Source organism: Hungatella sp. L36 (genome assembly GCF_014288035.1).
The window spans coordinates 1-19,075 of record NZ_JACOPC010000035.1 but is presented as its reverse complement, the minus strand read 5'-3'; the positions used below and the strand labels follow the sequence as shown (position 1 = coordinate 19,075).

Genomic DNA, 19,075 nt, shown 5'->3' with positions numbered 1-19,075 from the left:
ACAAAAAACTACATAATCAACGTCGTGGCGAATCACTACATTCGCTCTTTTGTTATGTGATTTTTTATTTCAAGTCCATTATACACTATCTTGGCCGATTTGCGAAGTTTCCTAGAAAGTAAAAACAGTCTGCGATCTGATACGTGTTTCCGCAGACACTGTGAAATACAATCGTAAATTTTGCCATGATTTTTGTCTCTCCTTTTAATACCGCTATGGTTTTGTAGTTTTACTTTATGATCACCGCCTATAGCATTATGTTTTATTATACCAGATGATTAGCGAAAGAAAAGAGCGCTGACAAAATTTAAAAGGAATGATTGCCGCATAGGCATCAATCATGTATAATATAGTTAGTTGAATCTAACCATATTTCAAATAAAAAGAACTCTATATCAAAAGGAGGTCCTACACATGAAAAAGGAAATGGATATCAGGCTGTATAAGTATGAGATCATCAAAGGGAAAGAGGAAACCGCAGAAGAATGGCTGAATTTCTTAAACGCCAACCGGAAGGCAGGAGAGGCCTTATTAAAAGATGAGCACGCTTATCTGGAGGCGTATTTCAAGACAATGGAAGGCGGCAATCTGTATGTCTACATGTTTTTCGCCTGTGAAGATGTGAATTTTTCTAACGATAAGGCGATCAATCAAGGCAGTGGGCTGGATGAACAGCATTTCGCCTATATGAAGGAATGCATAGATCTTTCCAGGGGGGATATCATGGATTGCCTTCTTTACCTTGACAACATGGAAGACGCTGTCAGGTAAACCAATCCTGCCCCCCTGAAACCATTGACCGGACAGTGAAACACAATTATCAGACACTTTCTAAGTCCCACAGTCTGATTCTGCTCTTCTCACAATCGATCACGACACGAGATTCTCCGGATGCCGGATAGTATCTGGAAGTGAATACCGTGCTGCCTTGGTTTACATAAACTTCAATTGCAGAGGTATCCATGATGATTCGGATATCCTCCAGAATGCCGATTTCGGCACGCCTCACAGTACGCCCGGCACCCGTCCGGTTTAAAAATTTCATGGAGAAAACTCCGTCCTTATAATCCAGAACCAGGTCCTGGTTAAAACAGATACGGCAGGAAGCCGGTTCCATTCCATTGATATCTTTTTGATTGATATCTTTTTGATTGATTTCTGTTTTATTTATCTCTACCTCATATATCCCCTCGGAAAGGACGGAGTTTTCTCCTGTTTTTACCTCTCTCTCATTTCGGCGCAGCCGCTTTAATTCTTCCACCGGCCTCTGGCACAGCCGGCCGGCCTCATACGTGATTTCCCGGGGAAGTGTCAGGGCATGCTGCCAGCCATCGCCCAACGTCGGATTGCTGTACTCTCCCTCGATATCAGGGAGCCCCATCCATCCAATTAAGATTCTCCTACCCTGCTCATCGGTAAATGTCTGCGGTGCGTAGAAATCAAAGCCCTTGTCCCACTCCGTAAATGCCTCCGCTTCCACCATCTGAGGTCTGGCGATTCCCTCCTTAAGGCGGACATAACCGGACTGGTAAATATTCTGATTTTGAAATTCCCCCCGGGGCAGTCCCTGCGGACAGATGGACAAAAATGCGGCGTCCTCCATCTCAAAACAGTCCGGACATTCCCACATATAGCCAAATGGATTTTTTGTTGTCATCTCACCTACATACTCCCAGGTCACCATATCGGCCGATTCATAGAGAAGCACCGCGCCCTGGCCGCTGTTCTTCCGGGCGCCCAGCATCATATGATATCTGCCATTTTCCTTCCAGACCTTGGGATCTCTGACGTGAAGCGTGCAGTCCTTCGGATAGTCATCATTGGTGAGAAGCAGCCTCTTCTCTCCCGCCCTGCTTCCGTCTTTTGTCTCCACCAATACCTGGGCGGCCTGCCTGCCCTCGTGGATATAATCATAATCTCCCTCTTCCTTTACATTTCCGGTGTAAAAGAGATGGATTCCATTTTCATCGGTCCAGGCGCATCCGGAATAGACGCCGTCCCGGTCGAAGGGACGGTCGGGTTCCAGGAAAATGCCCTCGTCTTTCCAGTGGATCAGATCGCTGCTGACCGCGTGGCCCCAGCATTTTCTCCCCTTTCCCAGGGCGTTCTCCGGCACATACTGATAAAATGCATGGTATGTGCCGTGATACTGACATAAGCCGTTGGGATCGTTGAGCCAGCCCGCGGGGGGCGTCAAATGAAGTTTTAAACGATAAGGGTCCTTTGTTTCATTTCCGGTGGTTCGGTTCATGGCCGGCTCCTTTCAAATCTGGCGCCGCATCGGTTTTATTCTGGGGAAATCCCGATGCGGTCATCCTTCGGTTACTGTAATCAAAACATCTCCTGCTCTGACGGCGCCCTCCGCGCTCATTGCCACAGACGAATATGCATAACTGTTGGAGATGATCACTGGTGTCGTAATATCGTATCCCGCTGCCTGAATAGCTTCCGTATCGAATTCCAGCATTAAATCGCCCTTTTTCACGATGTCTCCGCTCTTCACATGAGGAGTAAAATGCTTTCCTCCCAGCTGTACGGTGTCGAGCCCTACGTGGATTAAAATCTCCGTTCCATCTCCGGACATCAGTCCAATCGCATGGCAGGTCTCAAAGATCGTGACTACAGTGCCGTCACACGGGGAAAAGACTTTTCCCTCAGATGGTACCACCGCCGCTCCCTTACCGAGAACTTCAGCAGCAAATGTAGGATCCTTTACTTCTGTCATAGGGATGACAGTTCCGCTCAGAGGGCTGTAAACGGTATGAGGCGTGTTCGGAGTACTTTCTGCGGTTGTGTTCACGAAAGGTTCTTTGGAATCATGAGACTCGTTGTCTGCATCTATTTTATCGTTTGCTTCTTTTTCTTCCTTCTCGTCATGGAATAGTGACCAGGAAAGGAAGAACGCCACTGCTGCTGCCACGAGAATGACCAGCGCATACTGCCATACATAGTCGGTGGTGATGAGGAATCCGAACAGTCCTGTGATTCCGTAAGCGGAAGCGCCGACACCGAGAATACCGGATACCATGGCTCCGCAGGCGCCGCCGATGCAGCCGGCAATAAAGGATTTCATAAATCTTAAGTTCACACCGAAGATAACGGGTTCCGTAATGCCCAGAAATGCGGAGAGGGAGGCGGGAAGCGCCAGCTCCTTCACTTTTTTATTCTTCGTCTTCATGGCTATAGCGAGAGCCGCGCCGCCCTGGGCCACATTGGCCGCCGTGGCAATCGGCATCCAGGTGTTGATTCCGGCAGAGCTTAACAGACCGGCTTCCAGTGCATTATACATATGATGAACTCCGGCCACAACCGTCGGGGCGTAGACCGCGCCGGCAAAGAACGAACCGATGCCGAATGGAATGGTGATCAGGAACTTCACGCCTTCCAGGACGCCATTTTCCAGCAGCGAGAAGACCGGGCCAAAAACAGTCAGAGTTACGTATCCTGTCACAAGGACCGTCACAAGCGGAGTTACAAATAAGTCAAACATCTCAGGAACGATCTTATGCAGCTTCTTCTCCAGCTTCGACATGAAGAACACCGCGATGACGACTGGAATCACATGGCCCTGGTAACCGGTGAGATTAATGTTATAGAGGCCAAACCACACGGAAGCAGTCGGAATCGACTCGGCTCCCGCCACGGACCATGCGTTAAGGAGGTCCGGATGGATCATGACCATACCGATAACGGCTCCCAGAAATGGATTGCCGCCGAAAACCTTTGCCGCGCTGAACGCAATTAAGACAGGAAGGAAGGTGAAGGCCGCACTGCTCATCAGGTGAAGAATCGTATAGGTTCCCGATCCGGCAAGCGCCGGGTATACCTTGCAGATACCTTCTAAAAGTCCCATCAGGAGACCGCTGGCAACGATGGCCGGAATAATGGGGACGAACACATCACCGAGCGCCTTGATCGCTCTCTGGAACGGATTCCCCTTCTTCGCGGCGGCTTGCTTTACCTCATCCTTCGATGCGGCTGTAATTCCGGCCACAGCGATAAACTCCTCATAGACTTTATTCACCGTGCCCGTGCCGAAAATGATCTGAAGCTGGCCGGAGGCACTGAACACTCCCTTCACCCCGTCTACATTCTCTATGGCTCCCTTTTTACAGACCGACTCATCTGCCACCACAAGGCGCAGTCTGGTGGCACAGTGGGCTGCCGATATCAGATTGGATTTTCCGCCGATCAATTCAAATACCTGCTTTGCTGATTCCCTGTAATCCATAATTACCCTCCTATACATCTTATGAAATTGTTCCCATTCTTTTTCCCTTTTATTATTCTGTCTTCTTTGTGTTTACTTTTAATTTTATATGAGATCGATCTCATATCTTGTTTTTATTATATACCCTCCATTCTTTACTGTAAACCGTCCAATATAACAAACAAAAACTATTTTTTTGTATAAAATGCACAAAATCCGCTGGTCTCCCTATTTGAAGACGTTTCCCCTTAAAATTTCTCATTAAAATTTCTCATTAAAATTTCTCATTAAAATTTTCTCATTAAAATTTTCCATTAAAATAAGCCGGGCCGGACAGCATTCATATCCTGTGTCCGATCCGGCTTTTCCCTGCCTGGCCTTACTCTCCCTGAACTATCGTACTCTTCCCATAAACGATCTCATATCCCATCTTCACCTCCCGGCGAATCTGGTCTCCGGCGCTCAGCATGTTGACCAGCATGCGCGCGGCCTCTTCCCCGCTCGTCTTATAATAGTAGTGAACGGTGGTCAGCCTCGGCACGCACACCCGTGCTGTGTCTGAATCTCCGATCCCGGCAATCTGAATCTCCTCCGGGACCTGCCTTCCGATCTCCCGCAGATACGTCACACCGCCTGTGGCGATACTGTCCGTGGCGCAGAAAATGGAATCGATCTCAGGATTTTCACTCAAAAGAAGCTTCGTCTGCTCATATCCGGAATCCATGCTGAATTTGCCTTCCGCATAGGGTACCCGGTCCGCGCCGATTCCGGCGTCTCTCACTGCATCCAGAAAGCCTTCCTTTCTACGCTTACCAGCCGCCTCGTCACGCTCCAGCACGCCTATGCAGGCCGGGTGCTTTCCATGGGCGAGCAGCAGAGAAGTCAGGTCGTATGCTGCGTGATAGTCATCGTGATAGACGCAGGAATACCCCGCAAGGCTCTGGCCCAGGATCACCACCGGAACGGCAAGCTCCTTCAGGACCTTCTTATGAGACGCCGTAAACACGGTTCCGATCAGGATAATTCCATCGACCTGGTTCTCGGCCAGCACACGCAGATACTTGACCTCTTCCTTCTCATCATTATCCGTATTGGCAAGGAGGAGCTGGTAGCCTGCTTTGGACAGCACTGCGCTGATTCCCGCCACCATACGGCTGATGGATGCAGAATTGATCTTCGGGATAATCACCCCGATCAGATTCGTCTTCTTCGTCCTCAGCGTCTGGGCCTGGGCGGAAGGCTTATACCCGGTCTCCTCGATCACTTTTCTTATTTTCTCTTTTTTATCCTCACTGACGTAGCCGTCATTTAAAAACCGTGAGACCGTCGCCCTGGACACTCCCGCCAGCTTCGCTATTTCATTAATATTCATCGGCTTCCCCTGATTCACCGCAGCACTGGTTCGCTGTCATTTTCTCTATTCCTTCCGGAAACGGTCAGAAGCCGTTCCATAGGCAATCTCGTGTATTTCATTCTTATAAGGTTCAAACTCTTCTTTTGTCACAGGTTTTCCATAACTCATCACCCACAGCGGAATGGGATGGTCCTCCTCCTTCAGCGGAAGCTGCATATAGGGGAACGTATTGATGAAAAATCCCAGTCGTTCATAAAAACCAGCCCGCCTTCCCGTCATCGGGTCTTTCTCCGTCACGGGTTCAATCTCCAGAAACACGGGTTTGTCCGTCTCGGCAAGGCATTCCTCCACCAGCTGCTTTCCATACCCTTTTCCCCTGCACCGCTCCGTGGTAGCCAGATGTTCCAAAAACAGACAGCCGGGCAGTTCCCAATAGCTCACAAACGCCAGCATACTGCCGTCTTCCTCCTTAATCCTGACACGGTGGCACGGATGACTTAAAATGTCTCTCTGCTGCTCCCTAGTCCGCCGCTCCTTGCTGGGGAAGGACTCTTCATAGATACGGTAGTACTCCTCGAAGCGGGACTGTGGTTCTTTCAATAGCATGATATCTCTCCTGTTCCTGTTTTGTAACTAACAGTGTACCATTTTTCCTGAAAGTTTTCAACGGGGGGCTTCTGACAGAAGATTTTACAGGATTTCTGCGGCCTTAACCGGGTCCGGACCTCTTTTTTCAAGTATACCACAGTTCCGGAGGAAATGGAAATTCAAGAAAGACGCTGTGAAACGTAGTGTACTCTCTACCTTTCCCAGCGTCTTTATCGCAATCGCTTCCGAATTTACGTATCCAGAAATTCTTTCATAATCTCCCCGCGGATTTCCAGGAATGCGGAATCGGTACGATCCCTTGGAAATGGCAGGTTTACAGGTACAATCTTCTTTACAACACCCGGATTTTTTCCCATAATCACAACCCGGTTGCTTAAGTAGATCGCCTCGTCGATATCGTGCGTGACGATCATCATCGTCGTCTTGTCCTGCTCCCATATGCGCAGCACTTCCTGCTGCATGGCCATACGGGTAAATGCATCCAGCGCGCCGAATGGTTCATCCAAAAGAAGCAGCTGAGGCCTTGTGGCGAGTGCGCGGGCGATGCTGACACGCTGCTGCATGCCGCCGGAAAGCTGGTTCGGCACGGCGTTTGTGAACTCGGTCAGCCCTACCAGTTTAATGTAATAATCCACCATTTTCTTTTTCTCGGCCCTCGGCACAGTATCGGATATTACAAACTCGATGTTCTGCTCTACGGTCAGCCAGGGAAAAAGCCTTGCCTCCTGGAATATCATGCTGCATTTTGGGGATGGCCCGTTTACCGGCTCCCCATCCAGTAAAATCTCGCCGGAGCTGATCGTCTCCAGAGTGGTGATCAGCTTTAACAGCGTGCTTTTCCCACATCCGCTGGCTCCGACTATGGCCAGCAGCTCCCCTTTTTTAACCGTTAAATCGACGCCTGCGAGCACTTCGAATTTCTGCCCCCTGATAAAGAAATTCTTATGCAGGCCATTGATCTCAAGAATATTTGTGTTCTCTGCCATGGTATATCCGCCCTCCTTATTTGCTGTCGATAATGCCGCGGGTCTTTGCCAGATAATAGTGTTCCAGCCGGGTCAGGCCCTTGTCGATGATCAGGCCGATCACGCCGATGACCAGCACGCACATGTACATGACGCGGGCATTTGCCGTCTCACGGGACAGGGTGATTAAATAACCGATGCCGGTGGAGGAAGCGATCATTTCTGCGGCAACCACACTCATCCACGCATTGCTCATTCCAAGCCGGAGGCCTGTGAGAATGGCGGGGATGGAGGAGGGAACGATGATCCTTAAAATAGTTTTTGAGGTCCGTATCCGGTATGTGTAGGCCACTTCCAGTAGCTTGTTGTCCACGGTCTGAATTCCGTGCATGGTATTGAGCAGCACCGGCCAGAAGGAGCCGAAAGCGATAATTGCAACCTTAGAAGAGAATCCGATACCAGCCAGCAGAATCACAATCGGGACCAGCGCGATGGTCGGAATCGGGCGGAGTACGCTGACGATACCGTTTAAAGCCGCGCTCACCGGCTTAAACAGCCCCATCAGAAATCCCACTGCCACGCCGCACATCGCACCGATCACATAACCGCACGCCACACGGCCGAAGCTGACGCTTAAGTTTTTCCAGAGCTTTCCTGATTCGATATAGGACAGAAATGTCTTTGCAATCGTCAGGGGAGCCGGTACAAGAGAAGCCTTCACCAGTCCGTGAGTTGACGCATACTGCCAGATAAGAATCACCAGGACGGGAAATACAATGGCGATTACCGGCAGTATTTTATTTTGTCTGGCGCTGTTTTGGGTTTTGAGATTGAACATTCGTAAACTTCCTTTCCATTTATTCCGATGTACGGCAAAACCGGCGGACCATCCAGTCAGACGTACAGCCGCCGGTTTTAATGCCATTTACCGGTAACCGGCCATTTCCAGATATTTCAGTTCCAGAATATCGTCCATGGTGATATCCGGATTGGATAACAGATCATTGCTCTTCATGAATTCCAGCACCTCGCCCAACACGCGCAGATCCTGTTCCGTCAAGTTGATGCCAAAATTAGAGCCGCTGTACATGGTGGAAAACCAGGTTTCCTCCCGCTGGGTGATTTCTGCCAGTGTGGTAAATGCTTTTTTCTGATTATCTTCGCTCTCCGCCATCCAGTCATCCACGCGCTGAACCACCTTCAGGACCTTGGCCGTGATTTCCGGGTATTTCTCACAGAATTCCGTACGTCCCACAAATGCACTGATCTGGCAGGTCTCGCTGACAGCTCCATCAGCCAGTACATGTACGTCACCGGCATCGATCATGGAACTGAATTTTGCCAGCTGGTCGGCCGCCCCCTGCACTTCACCGGAAGCGAGAAGCGTCACCGTATCGTTCGTGTTGACCAGTTCGATATCATCCTCGGAAAGTCCAAGAGAATGTAAGTATGTCAAAAGCAGGTAGTGGGCGCTGGTACCGACGGATACGGCGACCTTAGCCCCCTTGAGTCCCTCCGCGTCCGTAATATCTTTGTTGACCACCAGCGGATACATCGTTTCCGTATCGCAGTTGCGGCCGATAATCTTATAACCGTAGTCAGCGGAGATACCCGCGATCGCCGCCTGTTCGCCGAACTCTGCGAAATCCAGATCACCGGAAGCGAACGCCTCGGAGATGGCCGGACCGTTCTGGAAGTAATCCATCGTAAAGGTCACGTTGCTTCCCTCAAATTCTTCCTGCAAATATCCCAGATTGTAAGCCAGATTTAATGGAAACTGGCTGTTGATGTCCCCCAGATGAATCTCAATCGGATCGCCGTCGTATACGTAGTCATCGATGGACGCCTCCGCCTTCGTCTCCGCGGCCGTCGTATCCCCCGATGCGGATTCCGCGTTCTCTGCCTCTTCCCCTGCCGCCTTCGTTGTGTCTGCTTCTGCGGAAGCCGTCGTCTGCGGAGCCGTGTCCCTGCCAGCTCCGGACGAGCACCCGAACAGGGCTGCTGCCATACAGATTGACAGTCCGATAGATAATACTTTTTTCATGTTGCGTTCCTTCTCTTTTTGTGTGTTTGGTGGTGGCTGTACAGCCAGGTGTGTTACAGTTTGAGCAGCTTTGCTGCATTATTGTAAAAGAAATCCGGCTTTACGGATTCTTTTAAGCCGCAGTTTTCGTAAAACCTGGCTGTATCCATGATGTTGAGGATGGGATAGGCCGTGCCGAACAGCATCTGGTGCTTCATCAGCGTATTGGCCGCTTTAATATAATCCCCGCTTCCCGCTCCGGTTAATCCATACATATCCGGAACAATGTAAATATTAGGTGAGTTAAATGCCATGGCCATCACCTCTAAGTGCCATGGCCAACCTCCATGGCCCACGATGATCTTTAAATCCGGAAAATGGTGCAGCACACTCCCCAGCTGGCGCACCGTGTCCGGGTCAACCACCGGCAGAAGCTTGGCACTGTAGCTCACAAACAGGGCCAGATCCTCTTTTTCGAGTTTCTCATACATGGGAAATGCGATCGGGTCATCGAAAGCATAGGGCTTCGGCTGATAGGTCGGCTCTATGCTCACTCCCCGGATATCCCACCGGTCCCTGCATCGGTCGATCTCGTAAAGAGCCTCATCCCCGTCGGTCGGATCGATGTAGGGAAAGATCATAAAACGGCCGGGATATCTCGCTGTAAGCGGAAACATTCCCTCGCTTTCCACCCCCAGATTCTTTCTTCCGGGAACGACTGAGAGCTCGATGTCTGCCAGATCCATTTCTTTTACAAACTGCTCCAGATTTCCCGTGCGCTGTGATTCGGAGACGGTCATATCGAATGCGTCTGCGAGCCGTGCGAAATGCGCCTGTTCGTTCTGGAACATGGTCAGATAATTTCCGTAGGGCGGGCGTACCCTGAAATCAATTTTCTTATACACGTTTGTACTCCTATACAAATATTCATATTAATTTTGCTTTACTTAGTATATAATAAAGGAAATGAAAAGAATATGAGATTTCTCACATTTTGGTGAATTTTAGGAGGTGTGAAATGAAGAGTGCAGAGAACACGGCCGTGACGGACAGGGTATTGAAGGAGCATGAGTTCGAGAGCCATTTTTCCTTTGATATCCGTCCTCATGTCCGTGTCACAGAGTATGAAAAGGGCGAATATATTATCCGCAACACCGATCAGCTGACGAGGATTCTCTACCTGGTTCAGGGGACGGCGAAGCTGTATGGCTTCCATAAAAATGGCCGGCAGTCGCTGATTAATTTTTTTACGCCGTTCAGCCTCTTCGGCGTACCGGAGCTGTTTGAGGAGAACAAACGCCCCTATCCCCTGGTGGCACAGACGAGATGCCGCTTTATCGAGATCGACACAAAGGGCTGCCGTGCCGGACTTCTGCAGGATGCACAGTTTCTGAGGTTCTGCTGCAGCATGGCCTTAAAACAGAATGTGGCCCAGAACCGCAAATACATGAGCCTGACCGCCTATCCCAGCCGCAATAATTTTGCCGCCTGTCTGCTCCTTCTCCAGAACGGCGGACTGCTGTCTGTGAAATACACAGAGATTGCGGAGTACTTAACGATCTCCTACCGCCACCTGATGCATCTAATCTCCACCATGTGTGAGGAACAGATTCTGGAACGTGTACCAAAGGGCGTCCGAATCCTGGACTGGGATAAGGTGCGGGAGCTGGCGGAGGAGATACGGGAGGAGGAATAGATGGGGAGGAAGACAAAGGCTTGAAGACGATTGATATATATTAAAAAGGCGGCTCACGAATTATAGATCGTGAGACCGCTCTTTTTATAATAAGTATTAATGAAGTCGCTAATGCGTCATTTTATGGTATTGATTTTATAACATTTTATTTGATGTCATTCATTCACTGATACTATTTTACCGTAATTCTTCCCTGGCCGCGCGGGTCGCCGTAATCAGCGCCTACATTGCCGCCTAAGTTGGTATTGATATATGCGGAAAGAATGTCCACATCCGTCATGACCTCGTCCCTTGTGATATTCGCACCTGCGAACATGGTCATTCCGTCACCGCCGGATTTCAGCATGTAGTTATGGGAAGCGACCGTATATGTCTTGTTTACATCCAGAGCTTCTGCCCCTACCTTGATATCGGTCACGCGGTAAGCGCCGCCAACTTTTATAAAGTTCCCCTTTTCATCGGTCTGAACCGTAGTCGGAACAGAAGTATCGATGGTATAGGATAGTCCTGATACCTGAAGGAAGCCGCCGTTTTCATCCGGGCAGTTTCTGGAAGCCATCTCCAGAGCGTCCTTAATCTGCTGGCCCTTCACTTCCACTACGCATCCCATGTTTCCGTATGGGAATACTGCCAGTGTATCGTTATATGTGATATTGCCTGCCGCTATGTTGGCACGGATGCCTCCGCCGTTGGATAATCCGATATCGGCGCCCAGTACGCAGCGGTATGCATCAGCAGTCAGATCGCCCAGGTTCGTCTCAGCGCTTCGCACTGCGCGTTCTCCCGTCGCAGGATCGTTGACGGTCAAGTCCACGTCACTGTGCCCCAGAACTGCTTTTAACGTCTCATTGTACTGCGCCTGAATTCCTTTGATGAACTGATCGGTGTCATAGTCCACATTTTTCCCGTCCTCCGTGACGGCACTTCCGCCTGGAAGCGTGAGCTTCATGCCGATCGTCAGCATATCAGGATTTTTAATCTTATCTCTGTTGGCATCGTAAATCTCTCTCCAGCGGTTATAGGATCCCAGTTCTCTCTTTGCAATTCTGCTTAAGGAGTCCCCGGACTTAACCGTATACGCTCTGGAAGCGCCTCCGGCCTCTACCTTGGAGATCAGTTCTGTCGTGATTGTTCCGTCTTTTTTGATCGTCATCTTTCCGATATCCTGAAGCTTCGTCCCGGTCTGCGTAAGCGTGATATCTTTTCCGTCCTTGTTCTTCACAACCTTGGAGGGAACCGTCTCATGAGAGTGGCCGTCGATCACAGCATCAATCCCGTTGGTATTCTTAATGATGCTGTCAGATGACCAGCGCTCGGTGGTTCCGTTTTCTCCCAGATGGCCGACAAGAATGACGTAATTGGCTCCATCCGCTCTGGCCGCGTCCACGCTGGACTGAATCCGGTCGTAGAGCTTCTGTCCGCTCTCATCCTCACAGAAGCTGTAGATATAGTTTCCGTTTGCATCCTGGAAATACGCCGGAGTGGATTTCGTAAAGCTTTCCGGTGTGCTGGCGCCTACGAGGGCAACCTTCGTATCTCCGTATGTCATCATCTTGTACGGGGCGAATACGGTCTGTCCTGTGCGCAGATCCAGGAAGTTACAGGAATAGTAGCCGCAGCTCAGTTTCCCCGCCAGTTCCAGGAAACGGGGCATACCGTAATCGAATTCATGGTTTCCAGGTATGGCGAAGTCATAGCCAACCTTATTCATGATATCGATTAAGTAGCCTCCATCGGAAAGCGTTCCGATGGGCGCGCCCTGAATGGCATCGCCGGCGTCCACGAGGACAACGTACGGTGTCTGCTCAAGCATCTGCTTCTTATAAAGCGCCAGCCCTGCATATCCGATGTTGTCATCAACGCCGCAGTGGACATCGTTGGTATACAGCACAACGATATCGTGGTCTGCCGCCGCCGCAGTAAACGACATGCCAGTGGTCAGGGACAGCACCATCAGCAGCGTGAGCCACAGAGACAGAAACCTTCTTTTTCCGCTTCTTTTCATTTCTTAAAGCCTCCTTTTTTACATTTTTTACCTTTAAGTTTATTATAACAGATAAATGTAAAATAAGGGTATTGTTTTCCTGTTTTTTTCTTATATTAATGAAATAAGCTGACAGAATGACAAACACCAGCCCGCATCCTGGCGCCATTTCCGGCGCGAGATGCGGGCTGTCTGTATCTGTCTCTATTTCTCTTTATTCTTCTGTCTCTGCGATCTCAATGTACAGCTCTTCCAGCTGTTTTGGATCAACCGGCGCCGGTGCTTCTGACATCATACAGGAAGCGTCCTTCACCTTCGGGAATGCGATTACGTCACGGATGCTGTCAGCACCTACCATGAGCATCACCACACGGTCGAGGCCGTAAGCCAGGCCTGCGTGAGGCGGTACTCCGTATTTAAATGCGTCAAGCAGGAATCCGAACTGCTCCTGTGCCTGCTCCGGGGTGAAGCCCAGTACTTCGAACATCTTGGACTGGATGTCTCCCTGATGGATACGGACAGAGCCGCCGCCCATCTCGGTACCATTTAACACGATATCGTAGGCTTTTGCACGCACTGCGCCCGGATCGCTGTCGATTAAATGCCAGTCCTCGTCCATCGGCATGGTAAATGGATGGTGCATGGCAACGAAACGTCCCTGTTCCTCGGAATACTCAAGAAGCGGGAATTCCGTTACCCATAAGAACTTGAAGTCGTCCTTCTTCAGTAAATCCTGCTGCTTGGCCAGCTCAAGCCTTAAGTTTCCTAATACATCGAATACCACTTTATCTCTGTCAGCCGCAAAGAGGAGTAAGTCTCCCGGCTTTCCTTCCATGGCTTCTACTAATGCGTGAAGCTCATCCTCTGTCATGAATTTTGCAAAGGAGGACTTGTAAGTTCCATCCTCAGCTATGGCAATGTAAGCCAGTCCCTTTGCACCGAAGCCCTTTGCGAATTCCACCAGGGCGTCGATCTTCTTACGAGGCATGGCTCCCTGGCCGTCTGCATTGATACCGCGCACGGAACCGCCTGCTTCCAGGGCATTTTTAAATACTGCAAACTCGGAACCACGAACCACATCGGACACGTTCTTTAATTCCATGCCAAAACGCATATCAGGCTTATCGGAGCCGAAGCGGTCCATCGCCTCGCGCCATGTCATTCTGGGAATTGGAAGTTCCAGATCAAAATTACAGATTTCCTTAAATAATCTCTTTAACAGTCTCTCATTTACCTCAAGGACGTCTTCCACGTCCACGAAGGACAGCTCCATATCGATCTGTGTAAATTCCGGCTGTCTGTCTGCGCGTAAGTCTTCATCACGGTAGCATCTGGCCAGCTGGAAATACCGGTCATAGCCGGAACACATGAGCAGCTGCTTATATAACTGCGGAGACTGCGGAAGCGCATAGAAGGCTCCCGGATGAACACGGCTCGGTACGAGATAATCTCGTGCGCCTTCCGGTGTGCTCTTAATCAGGGTAGGAGTCTCAATCTCGAAGAAGCCTTCCTCTGCCAGAAATGCTCTCGTGATGATCGCGACCTGGCTTCTGACCATAATATTTCTCTGAATATCAGGTCTTCTCAAATCAAGATAGCGGTATTTTAAACGAAGTTCTTCCTTCGTCTTGCTGTTCTCCTCAATCGGGAATGGCGGTGTCTCTGATTCGGAAAGAACGCGAAGACTCTCTGCTCTGACCTCAATGTCACCGGTTGCCAGATTTTCGTTCACTCCGCCTGCACGCTTCTCCACGTGTCCGGTTACCGCGATTACGAATTCGCTTCTCAGCTTCTCAGCCTTTGCAAAATTCTCAGCGCCGCAGTCACTCTCCTCGAAGATAATCTGCAGAATACCGGAACGGTCTCTTAAATCCACGAAAATAATTCCGCCTTTATTTCTGCTCTTCTGCACCCAGCCCATAACGGTGACGGTCTCACCGGCATTGCTGCTCGTTACCTCTGTACATCTATGGGATCTTTTCAGTCCCAGCATTGATTCTGCCATAATGTTCCTCCAACTTAATCGTAATATTATTTCAAAGCTTCCCTGTAAAATTCCTTAAATTCGGTATAGCCTTCCTTCTGTAAATTCTCCTTCTGGAACTTCTTGTTCTTGTTCATCTGAGATACGAGAACGCAGACACCCTTTGCACGCTCGTCCATGGCCTCCTGAATAGCCGCTGTCATCACATCGGCACTGACGCCCTTTTCGATCAGAAATGCCTTCTTCTCCGTACTTCCCGGAACGGTAAAGCCCTCTTCCATCAGGATGGTAATGATTCTCTCGAAGCCGATGGAGAAGCCGCAGGCCGGTGTCTCCATGCCGGTAAATTTGCCGATCATCTTATCGTAGCGGCCGCCGCCGCCCAAAGATCCCGGGAAGCCATCTACCTGGATTTCATAGATCGTGCCGGTATAGTAAGACATTCCCCGCACCAGGGTCGGATCGAAGATAATATCGAACTGACTGGTAGCGATGCTGTTTACGCTGTCCATGATGGCTGCCAGATTTTCCGCCATCTCCGGATCCATTACGTCTTTTAATGTCTCGCCAATCGAACGGACACCCGCCGCATCCGGTGTCACCGAACCGAACAGGGCTAAATACTGATCAATCTTCTCTTTCTCATAGCCGGCTTCTAAAAGCTCGGCGCGGACGCCTTCCATGCCAATCTTATCCATCTTATCCAGAATGATAAACACCTGGTCAAAGGATTCCTCCGGGAAACCACAGTAGGACGCCATTCCCTTTAAGATATTTCTGTCATTGATACGGACATGGTAACCCTTAAAGCCGACTTTGCCAAGAAGCGTGGTAGTTGCGAGAATCAATTCGATTTCAGCCAGTCTGGTCGGATCGCCCAGAATATCAATATCACACTGAACAAACTGACGGAATCTGCCTCTCTGAGGCTTGTCCGCCCTCCATACGCTGCCCATCTGCAGTGCCTTGAACGGCGCTGGAAGCGTCGCCGCATTATTGGAGTAATAGCGGCATAACGGTACAGTTAAATCATAGCGAAGACCGCTGTCTGCCAGATCGTTCTCCGTCTCCGCGGTATCGAGGTGCAGCTTGTCTCCGCGCTTCATGATCTTGAAGATCAGTTTCTCATTATCGCCGCCCTGCTTGCTGGTCAGGTTTTCAATATGTTCCACACACGGGGTCTCGATGGAATTAAATCCAAATCCACCGTATGTCTCACGAATCTGATTCATTACATATTCCCGTACCGCCATCTCTGCGGGCAGGATATCTTTCATGCCGGTAACCGGTTTCTTTTTCAGTGCCATACGTCTCACTCCGTTATCATTTTATTCATTTCTTCCCTGTATTTCGCCGCTTTCGCGGGAATAACATGTCTTCTCTCTATTTTACTGGTCTTTTTTAGTTTTGCAAGCGATTTTTGAAATTTTTCTTCTTATATTCATAGATACGCTGCTGCAAACCAGTATTTTGAACACAGAACAGCCACTTATGCGCCGGATAAGGCATTTTCCCGTTGATTTTTGTGCGGAAGCTGACTGGTTCTTCCATTTTTCTATCTCATATACAAAAATATGCCCCTAAGACGATCATTTTATTTGAATCATCATCTTTAGGGGCATATTATTAGGATTTATGGTAGTTCTGCAGCCGCTCCGTCTCTATTTCCGGTATCCAGCGTTTCTGCAGCAGTTTTGTCACCAGTTCCGGCATTCGGCATTTCTACATCTTCTTATTTTCCGGTTCCGGTCTCTGGTATTTCTGTCTCCTCTTCGTCGCCTTTTCCGGCTTCCGGTGTTTTTACTTTCTCACCCTCTTCATCTCCGGCTTCCGGTGTTTCCACCTTCTCTCCTTCTCCATCTCCGGCTTCCGGTGTTTCCACCTTCTCTCCTTCTCCATCTCCGGCTTCCGGCGTTTCCACCTTCTCTCCTTCTCCATCTCCGGCTTCCGGCGTTTCCACCTTCTCTCCTTCGCCCTCTTCGTTATCCTTTCCATTCTCAGGTAGCTGGGCTCCAGTATTTTCTTCCTCTGTCGGATTATCCTTCGGCACCGTGACTGCTAAATCAGCCGAGTCAACCGCTGCGGACTTTTCTTTCGCAGTAATGGTAAATTCCTGCACCTCATAGCCATCTGCTTCGATGGTCACAGTATTATCGCCTTCGCTGAAACCATCTGCGGACAGATCCAGATACTTCACTACACCATTTTCTCTGGTTGCTTTGAACGATGTTTCAGAGTCATCATATATACCCATGGAAATTCTCGTATATGGCACGCCGTTGACCGATACTGTTAAAGCTTCATTTTCCAGATATTCCTTTGCCGCTTTTTCGTCTGTTGTATCAAAGACGACTCTGTAGTAATCCGCATATAAAAAGGATTTTTCAACGTATTTATAAGACTTCATCTGCGGGGTCTGTTTCTCTGCTGTATTTTCATCTGAATCAATCGTGAACTCCAGCGTCTCATAGCCCTCGTTCTCGACTGTCACCTTATTTTCCGCCTCAGTAAAGCAGTCTGAGGTCAGATCCAGATACTTCATCACTCCATTTTCCCCGGATACTTTGAATAACTGCTTATCACTGTCGGAGAAACTCATCGAGGTTCTCTGATACGTTTTACCATTGACCGTTACCTTTAAATCCCTGCTCTCCAGATATTCTTTCAATGAGTCTTCATCCTCTGCGAGGAAGCTCACCCGATAGTAACCTGAGGATACAAAAATGTCTTTCACAAGTTCAAAGGTTTCTATCTTCGGTGTCTCTTTTCTGCCTTCGGCGCTATCCTTTGCGTTGATGACAAATTCCAGCTTTTCAAATCCCTTCGCTTCCATAACTACGCGGTTCTCTTTTTCCGTAAATCCATCCGTCGACAAATCTAAATACTTCTCCACCGCGCTGCTGTCCTTCGACAGTTTATACGATTTGGTCTGATCGTCGTAAAGCCCCGATAATACCTTTGCATATGGAGTTCCATTGACAGTCACCTTAAGATCTTCACTATTTAAAAATGCTTTCAGCAATGTCTCATCGGTGGCATCAAATGTAACCCTGTAGCAGCTGCCCGACAGGAAACCGGCTTCCACGTACTCCTGCGCCTCCACTCCCGGTACCTTTTTGATTTCCTCTTCCTGACCGCCCTGATTTGCTTTCTTTTCAATGGTAAATTCCAGCACCTTTGGCGTATATCCTTCTGCCTTGGCTGTTACGGTATATTTTCCGGCTTCTTCAAACAGTCCTTTCTGAAGGATAAATCCATAGTCGCTGCGGATGTAATTATCATCTCCTCCTATGGTGCCTTCTGTCTCCGAAGTTACCATAGAACTGCTTCCATCCGGTCTCTTCAGCGTTATCCCCGTCAGATGCTTCATGAAATCACCGCGGATTTCTTTCTGCTCCTCATCGGATTCACCGCAGGCTGCAATAACAGGAACGTCCTGGCCGGTATAATAAACAGATGCATCCTCCGACTCTTCTCCTGCCGCCGGATTGGGATTTACAAGAGATAATTCAAATATTTCCAGGGAACCGTCTACCTTTAATACCACGTTTGCCGTCTGGTAGCCCTCTGCCGTCAAACGGAGAGTATGAGTTCCTTTGGTCAGCTGAAGCGTTCCTCCTGCGGTTCCTTTTGTTGTCGCGTAAATAGTAAGCGTACCTTCCGCCTCATCGTAAGAATACTGGCTGATATAATCATCGTTTCGCAACTGAACCGCATTGTCATCCAGATACAAAGCGGTCACAGCGGAAAGGTAAGCCGGATCTACACTGCACCTGATTACAATATCATTTCCTAGAGCGCCCTCTAACCCTTCCAGCTGAGGGGCTTTCTTTCCAACGACATCGTTAAAACGGAATGTAGAACCGAGAAGGCCATCCTCAAGCACACGTTTGACCTGATATGGACGGTTTTTCGTCAATCCCGCTCCCATTTCCGCATATTCGCTGAAGGAAAGTGATTTTCCGTCTTCCAGCTTCGCATCCTTCACTGCGTTCAGATAGGAGATAAAATCGTACAGCTCCTCTGCTTCTCCATCCATCACGGAAACCGGTGTCATATCGGCCCAGCGTGAGAGAACCGTCTCGGAAGCCTGATTATCGATCCCAATCTCATTAAGAATCATGGCATTGGGAACAAAGTGCCTTCGGCACTCTCAACTCCCCTGCCCCTCACTCATGAGGGGTTTTGGGGTTTTCCTTTGTCACTTTTTGTTGTAAAATATTCTTATGTATAAAAAGAACATTCTTCAA

15 protein-coding genes are annotated in these 19,075 nt (G+C 49.2%); 2 read left to right on the top strand and 13 right to left on the bottom strand.

Going from position 1 to position 19,075, the window contains the following annotated elements; genetic code table 11:
* The first annotated feature begins 414 nt into the window (after positions 1-414).
* Positions 415-771, top strand: a complete 357-nt coding sequence (locus H8S80_RS33385) for a DUF6176 family protein (protein WP_181988081.1) — start codon at positions 415-417, stop codon at positions 769-771.
* 49 nt (positions 772-820) lie between these two features.
* On the opposite strand, the gene H8S80_RS33380 is transcribed toward H8S80_RS33385, so the two are convergent.
* From H8S80_RS33380 to H8S80_RS33345, 8 genes are all read right to left on the bottom strand, one after another.
* Complete coding sequence (locus tag H8S80_RS33380; protein ID WP_117633717.1) at positions 821-2,251, bottom strand: glycoside hydrolase family 32 protein; 1,431 nt, start codon at positions 2,249-2,251, stop codon at positions 821-823.
* Positions 2,252-2,311: 60 nt separating this feature from the next.
* On the bottom strand, positions 2,312-4,231 hold the full coding sequence (locus H8S80_RS33375) for a PTS sucrose transporter subunit IIABC (RefSeq protein ID WP_117633716.1): 1,920 nt from the start codon (positions 4,229-4,231) through the stop codon (positions 2,312-2,314).
* A gap of 358 nt (positions 4,232-4,589) precedes the next feature.
* Positions 4,590-5,582 (bottom strand): LacI family DNA-binding transcriptional regulator, encoded by a 993-nt coding sequence (locus tag H8S80_RS33370; protein WP_117633715.1) that lies wholly within the window; start codon positions 5,580-5,582, stop codon positions 4,590-4,592.
* A gap of 45 nt (positions 5,583-5,627) precedes the next feature.
* Entirely contained in the window at positions 5,628-6,170 is a 543-nt protein-coding gene (locus H8S80_RS33365) for a GNAT family N-acetyltransferase (RefSeq protein ID WP_002602184.1), read from the bottom strand.
* Between the two features lie 233 nt (positions 6,171-6,403).
* Entirely contained in the window at positions 6,404-7,159 is a 756-nt protein-coding gene (locus tag H8S80_RS33360; protein WP_029467664.1) for an ABC transporter ATP-binding protein, read from the bottom strand.
* A gap of 16 nt (positions 7,160-7,175) precedes the next feature.
* Positions 7,176-7,976, bottom strand: coding sequence for an ABC transporter permease (locus tag H8S80_RS33355; RefSeq protein WP_002602182.1), 801 nt, complete (start codon positions 7,974-7,976; stop codon positions 7,176-7,178).
* Between the two features lie 87 nt (positions 7,977-8,063).
* On the bottom strand, positions 8,064-9,182 hold the full coding sequence (locus H8S80_RS33350) for an ABC transporter substrate-binding protein (RefSeq protein WP_002602181.1): 1,119 nt from the start codon (positions 9,180-9,182) through the stop codon (positions 8,064-8,066).
* 53 nt (positions 9,183-9,235) lie between these two features.
* On the bottom strand, positions 9,236-10,066 hold the full coding sequence (locus H8S80_RS33345; RefSeq protein WP_025531186.1) for an amidohydrolase family protein: 831 nt from the start codon (positions 10,064-10,066) through the stop codon (positions 9,236-9,238).
* A 113-nt stretch (positions 10,067-10,179) separates the two neighbouring features.
* On the opposite strand from H8S80_RS33345, the gene H8S80_RS33340 reads away from it, so the two are divergent.
* Entirely contained in the window at positions 10,180-10,857 is a 678-nt protein-coding gene (locus H8S80_RS33340) for a cyclic nucleotide-binding domain-containing protein (RefSeq protein WP_117633714.1), read from the top strand.
* A 172-nt stretch (positions 10,858-11,029) separates the two neighbouring features.
* Here the strand turns inward: H8S80_RS33340 and H8S80_RS33335 are convergent, their stop codons facing one another.
* From H8S80_RS33335 to H8S80_RS33315, 5 genes are all read right to left on the bottom strand, one after another.
* The gene (locus tag H8S80_RS33335) at positions 11,030-12,862 is read right to left on the bottom strand and encodes a bifunctional metallophosphatase/5'-nucleotidase (protein WP_117633713.1); all 1,833 of its coding nucleotides are present in this window, start codon (positions 12,860-12,862) and stop codon (positions 11,030-11,032) included.
* Positions 12,863-13,055: 193 nt separating this feature from the next.
* On the bottom strand, positions 13,056-14,846 hold the full coding sequence (gene aspS / locus H8S80_RS33330; RefSeq protein ID WP_002602177.1) for an aspartate--tRNA ligase: 1,791 nt from the start codon (positions 14,844-14,846) through the stop codon (positions 13,056-13,058).
* A 26-nt stretch (positions 14,847-14,872) separates the two neighbouring features.
* The gene (hisS, locus tag H8S80_RS33325) at positions 14,873-16,132 is read right to left on the bottom strand and encodes a histidine--tRNA ligase (RefSeq protein ID WP_002602176.1); all 1,260 of its coding nucleotides are present in this window, start codon (positions 16,130-16,132) and stop codon (positions 14,873-14,875) included.
* A gap of 94 nt (positions 16,133-16,226) precedes the next feature.
* Positions 16,227-16,376 (bottom strand): hypothetical protein, encoded by a 150-nt coding sequence (locus H8S80_RS33320; RefSeq protein ID WP_157386212.1) that lies wholly within the window; start codon positions 16,374-16,376, stop codon positions 16,227-16,229.
* Positions 16,377-16,557: 181 nt separating this feature from the next.
* Positions 16,558-18,948 (bottom strand): hemoblobin-interacting domain-containing protein, encoded by a 2,391-nt coding sequence (locus tag H8S80_RS33315; RefSeq protein ID WP_187049096.1) that lies wholly within the window; start codon positions 18,946-18,948, stop codon positions 16,558-16,560.
* Between the last annotated feature and the right edge of the window lie 127 nt (positions 18,949-19,075).

Excerpts from the sequence above, each read along its gene's own strand:
- H8S80_RS33385 (WP_181988081.1), top strand. The coding sequence starts at position 415 with ATGAAAAAGGAAATGGATATCAGGCTGTATAAGTATGAGATCATCAAA.
- H8S80_RS33370 (WP_117633715.1), bottom strand. The coding sequence starts at position 5,582 with ATGAATATTAATGAAATAGCGAAGCTGGCGGGAGTGTCCAGGGCGACG.
- H8S80_RS33360 (WP_029467664.1), bottom strand. The coding sequence starts at position 7,159 with ATGGCAGAGAACACAAATATTCTTGAGATCAATGGCCTGCATAAGAAT.
- aspS (WP_002602177.1), bottom strand. The coding sequence starts at position 14,846 with ATGGCAGAATCAATGCTGGGACTGAAAAGATCCCATAGATGTACAGAG.
- H8S80_RS33365 (WP_002602184.1), bottom strand. The coding sequence starts at position 6,170 with ATGCTATTGAAAGAACCACAGTCCCGCTTCGAGGAGTACTACCGTATC.
- H8S80_RS33355 (WP_002602182.1), bottom strand. The coding sequence starts at position 7,976 with ATGTTCAATCTCAAAACCCAAAACAGCGCCAGACAAAATAAAATACTG.
- H8S80_RS33380 (WP_117633717.1), bottom strand. The coding sequence starts at position 2,251 with ATGAACCGAACCACCGGAAATGAAACAAAGGACCCTTATCGTTTAAAA.
- hisS (WP_002602176.1), bottom strand. The coding sequence starts at position 16,132 with ATGGCACTGAAAAAGAAACCGGTTACCGGCATGAAAGATATCCTGCCC.
- H8S80_RS33335 (WP_117633713.1), bottom strand. The coding sequence starts at position 12,862 with ATGAAAAGAAGCGGAAAAAGAAGGTTTCTGTCTCTGTGGCTCACGCTG.
- H8S80_RS33320 (WP_157386212.1), bottom strand. The coding sequence starts at position 16,376 with ATGGAAGAACCAGTCAGCTTCCGCACAAAAATCAACGGGAAAATGCCT.
- H8S80_RS33375 (WP_117633716.1), bottom strand. The coding sequence starts at position 4,231 with ATGGATTACAGGGAATCAGCAAAGCAGGTATTTGAATTGATCGGCGGA.
- H8S80_RS33350 (WP_002602181.1), bottom strand. The coding sequence starts at position 9,182 with ATGAAAAAAGTATTATCTATCGGACTGTCAATCTGTATGGCAGCAGCC.
- H8S80_RS33315 (WP_187049096.1), bottom strand. The coding sequence starts at position 18,948 with ATGATTCTTAATGAGATTGGGATCGATAATCAGGCTTCCGAGACGGTT.
- H8S80_RS33340 (WP_117633714.1), top strand. The coding sequence starts at position 10,180 with ATGAAGAGTGCAGAGAACACGGCCGTGACGGACAGGGTATTGAAGGAG.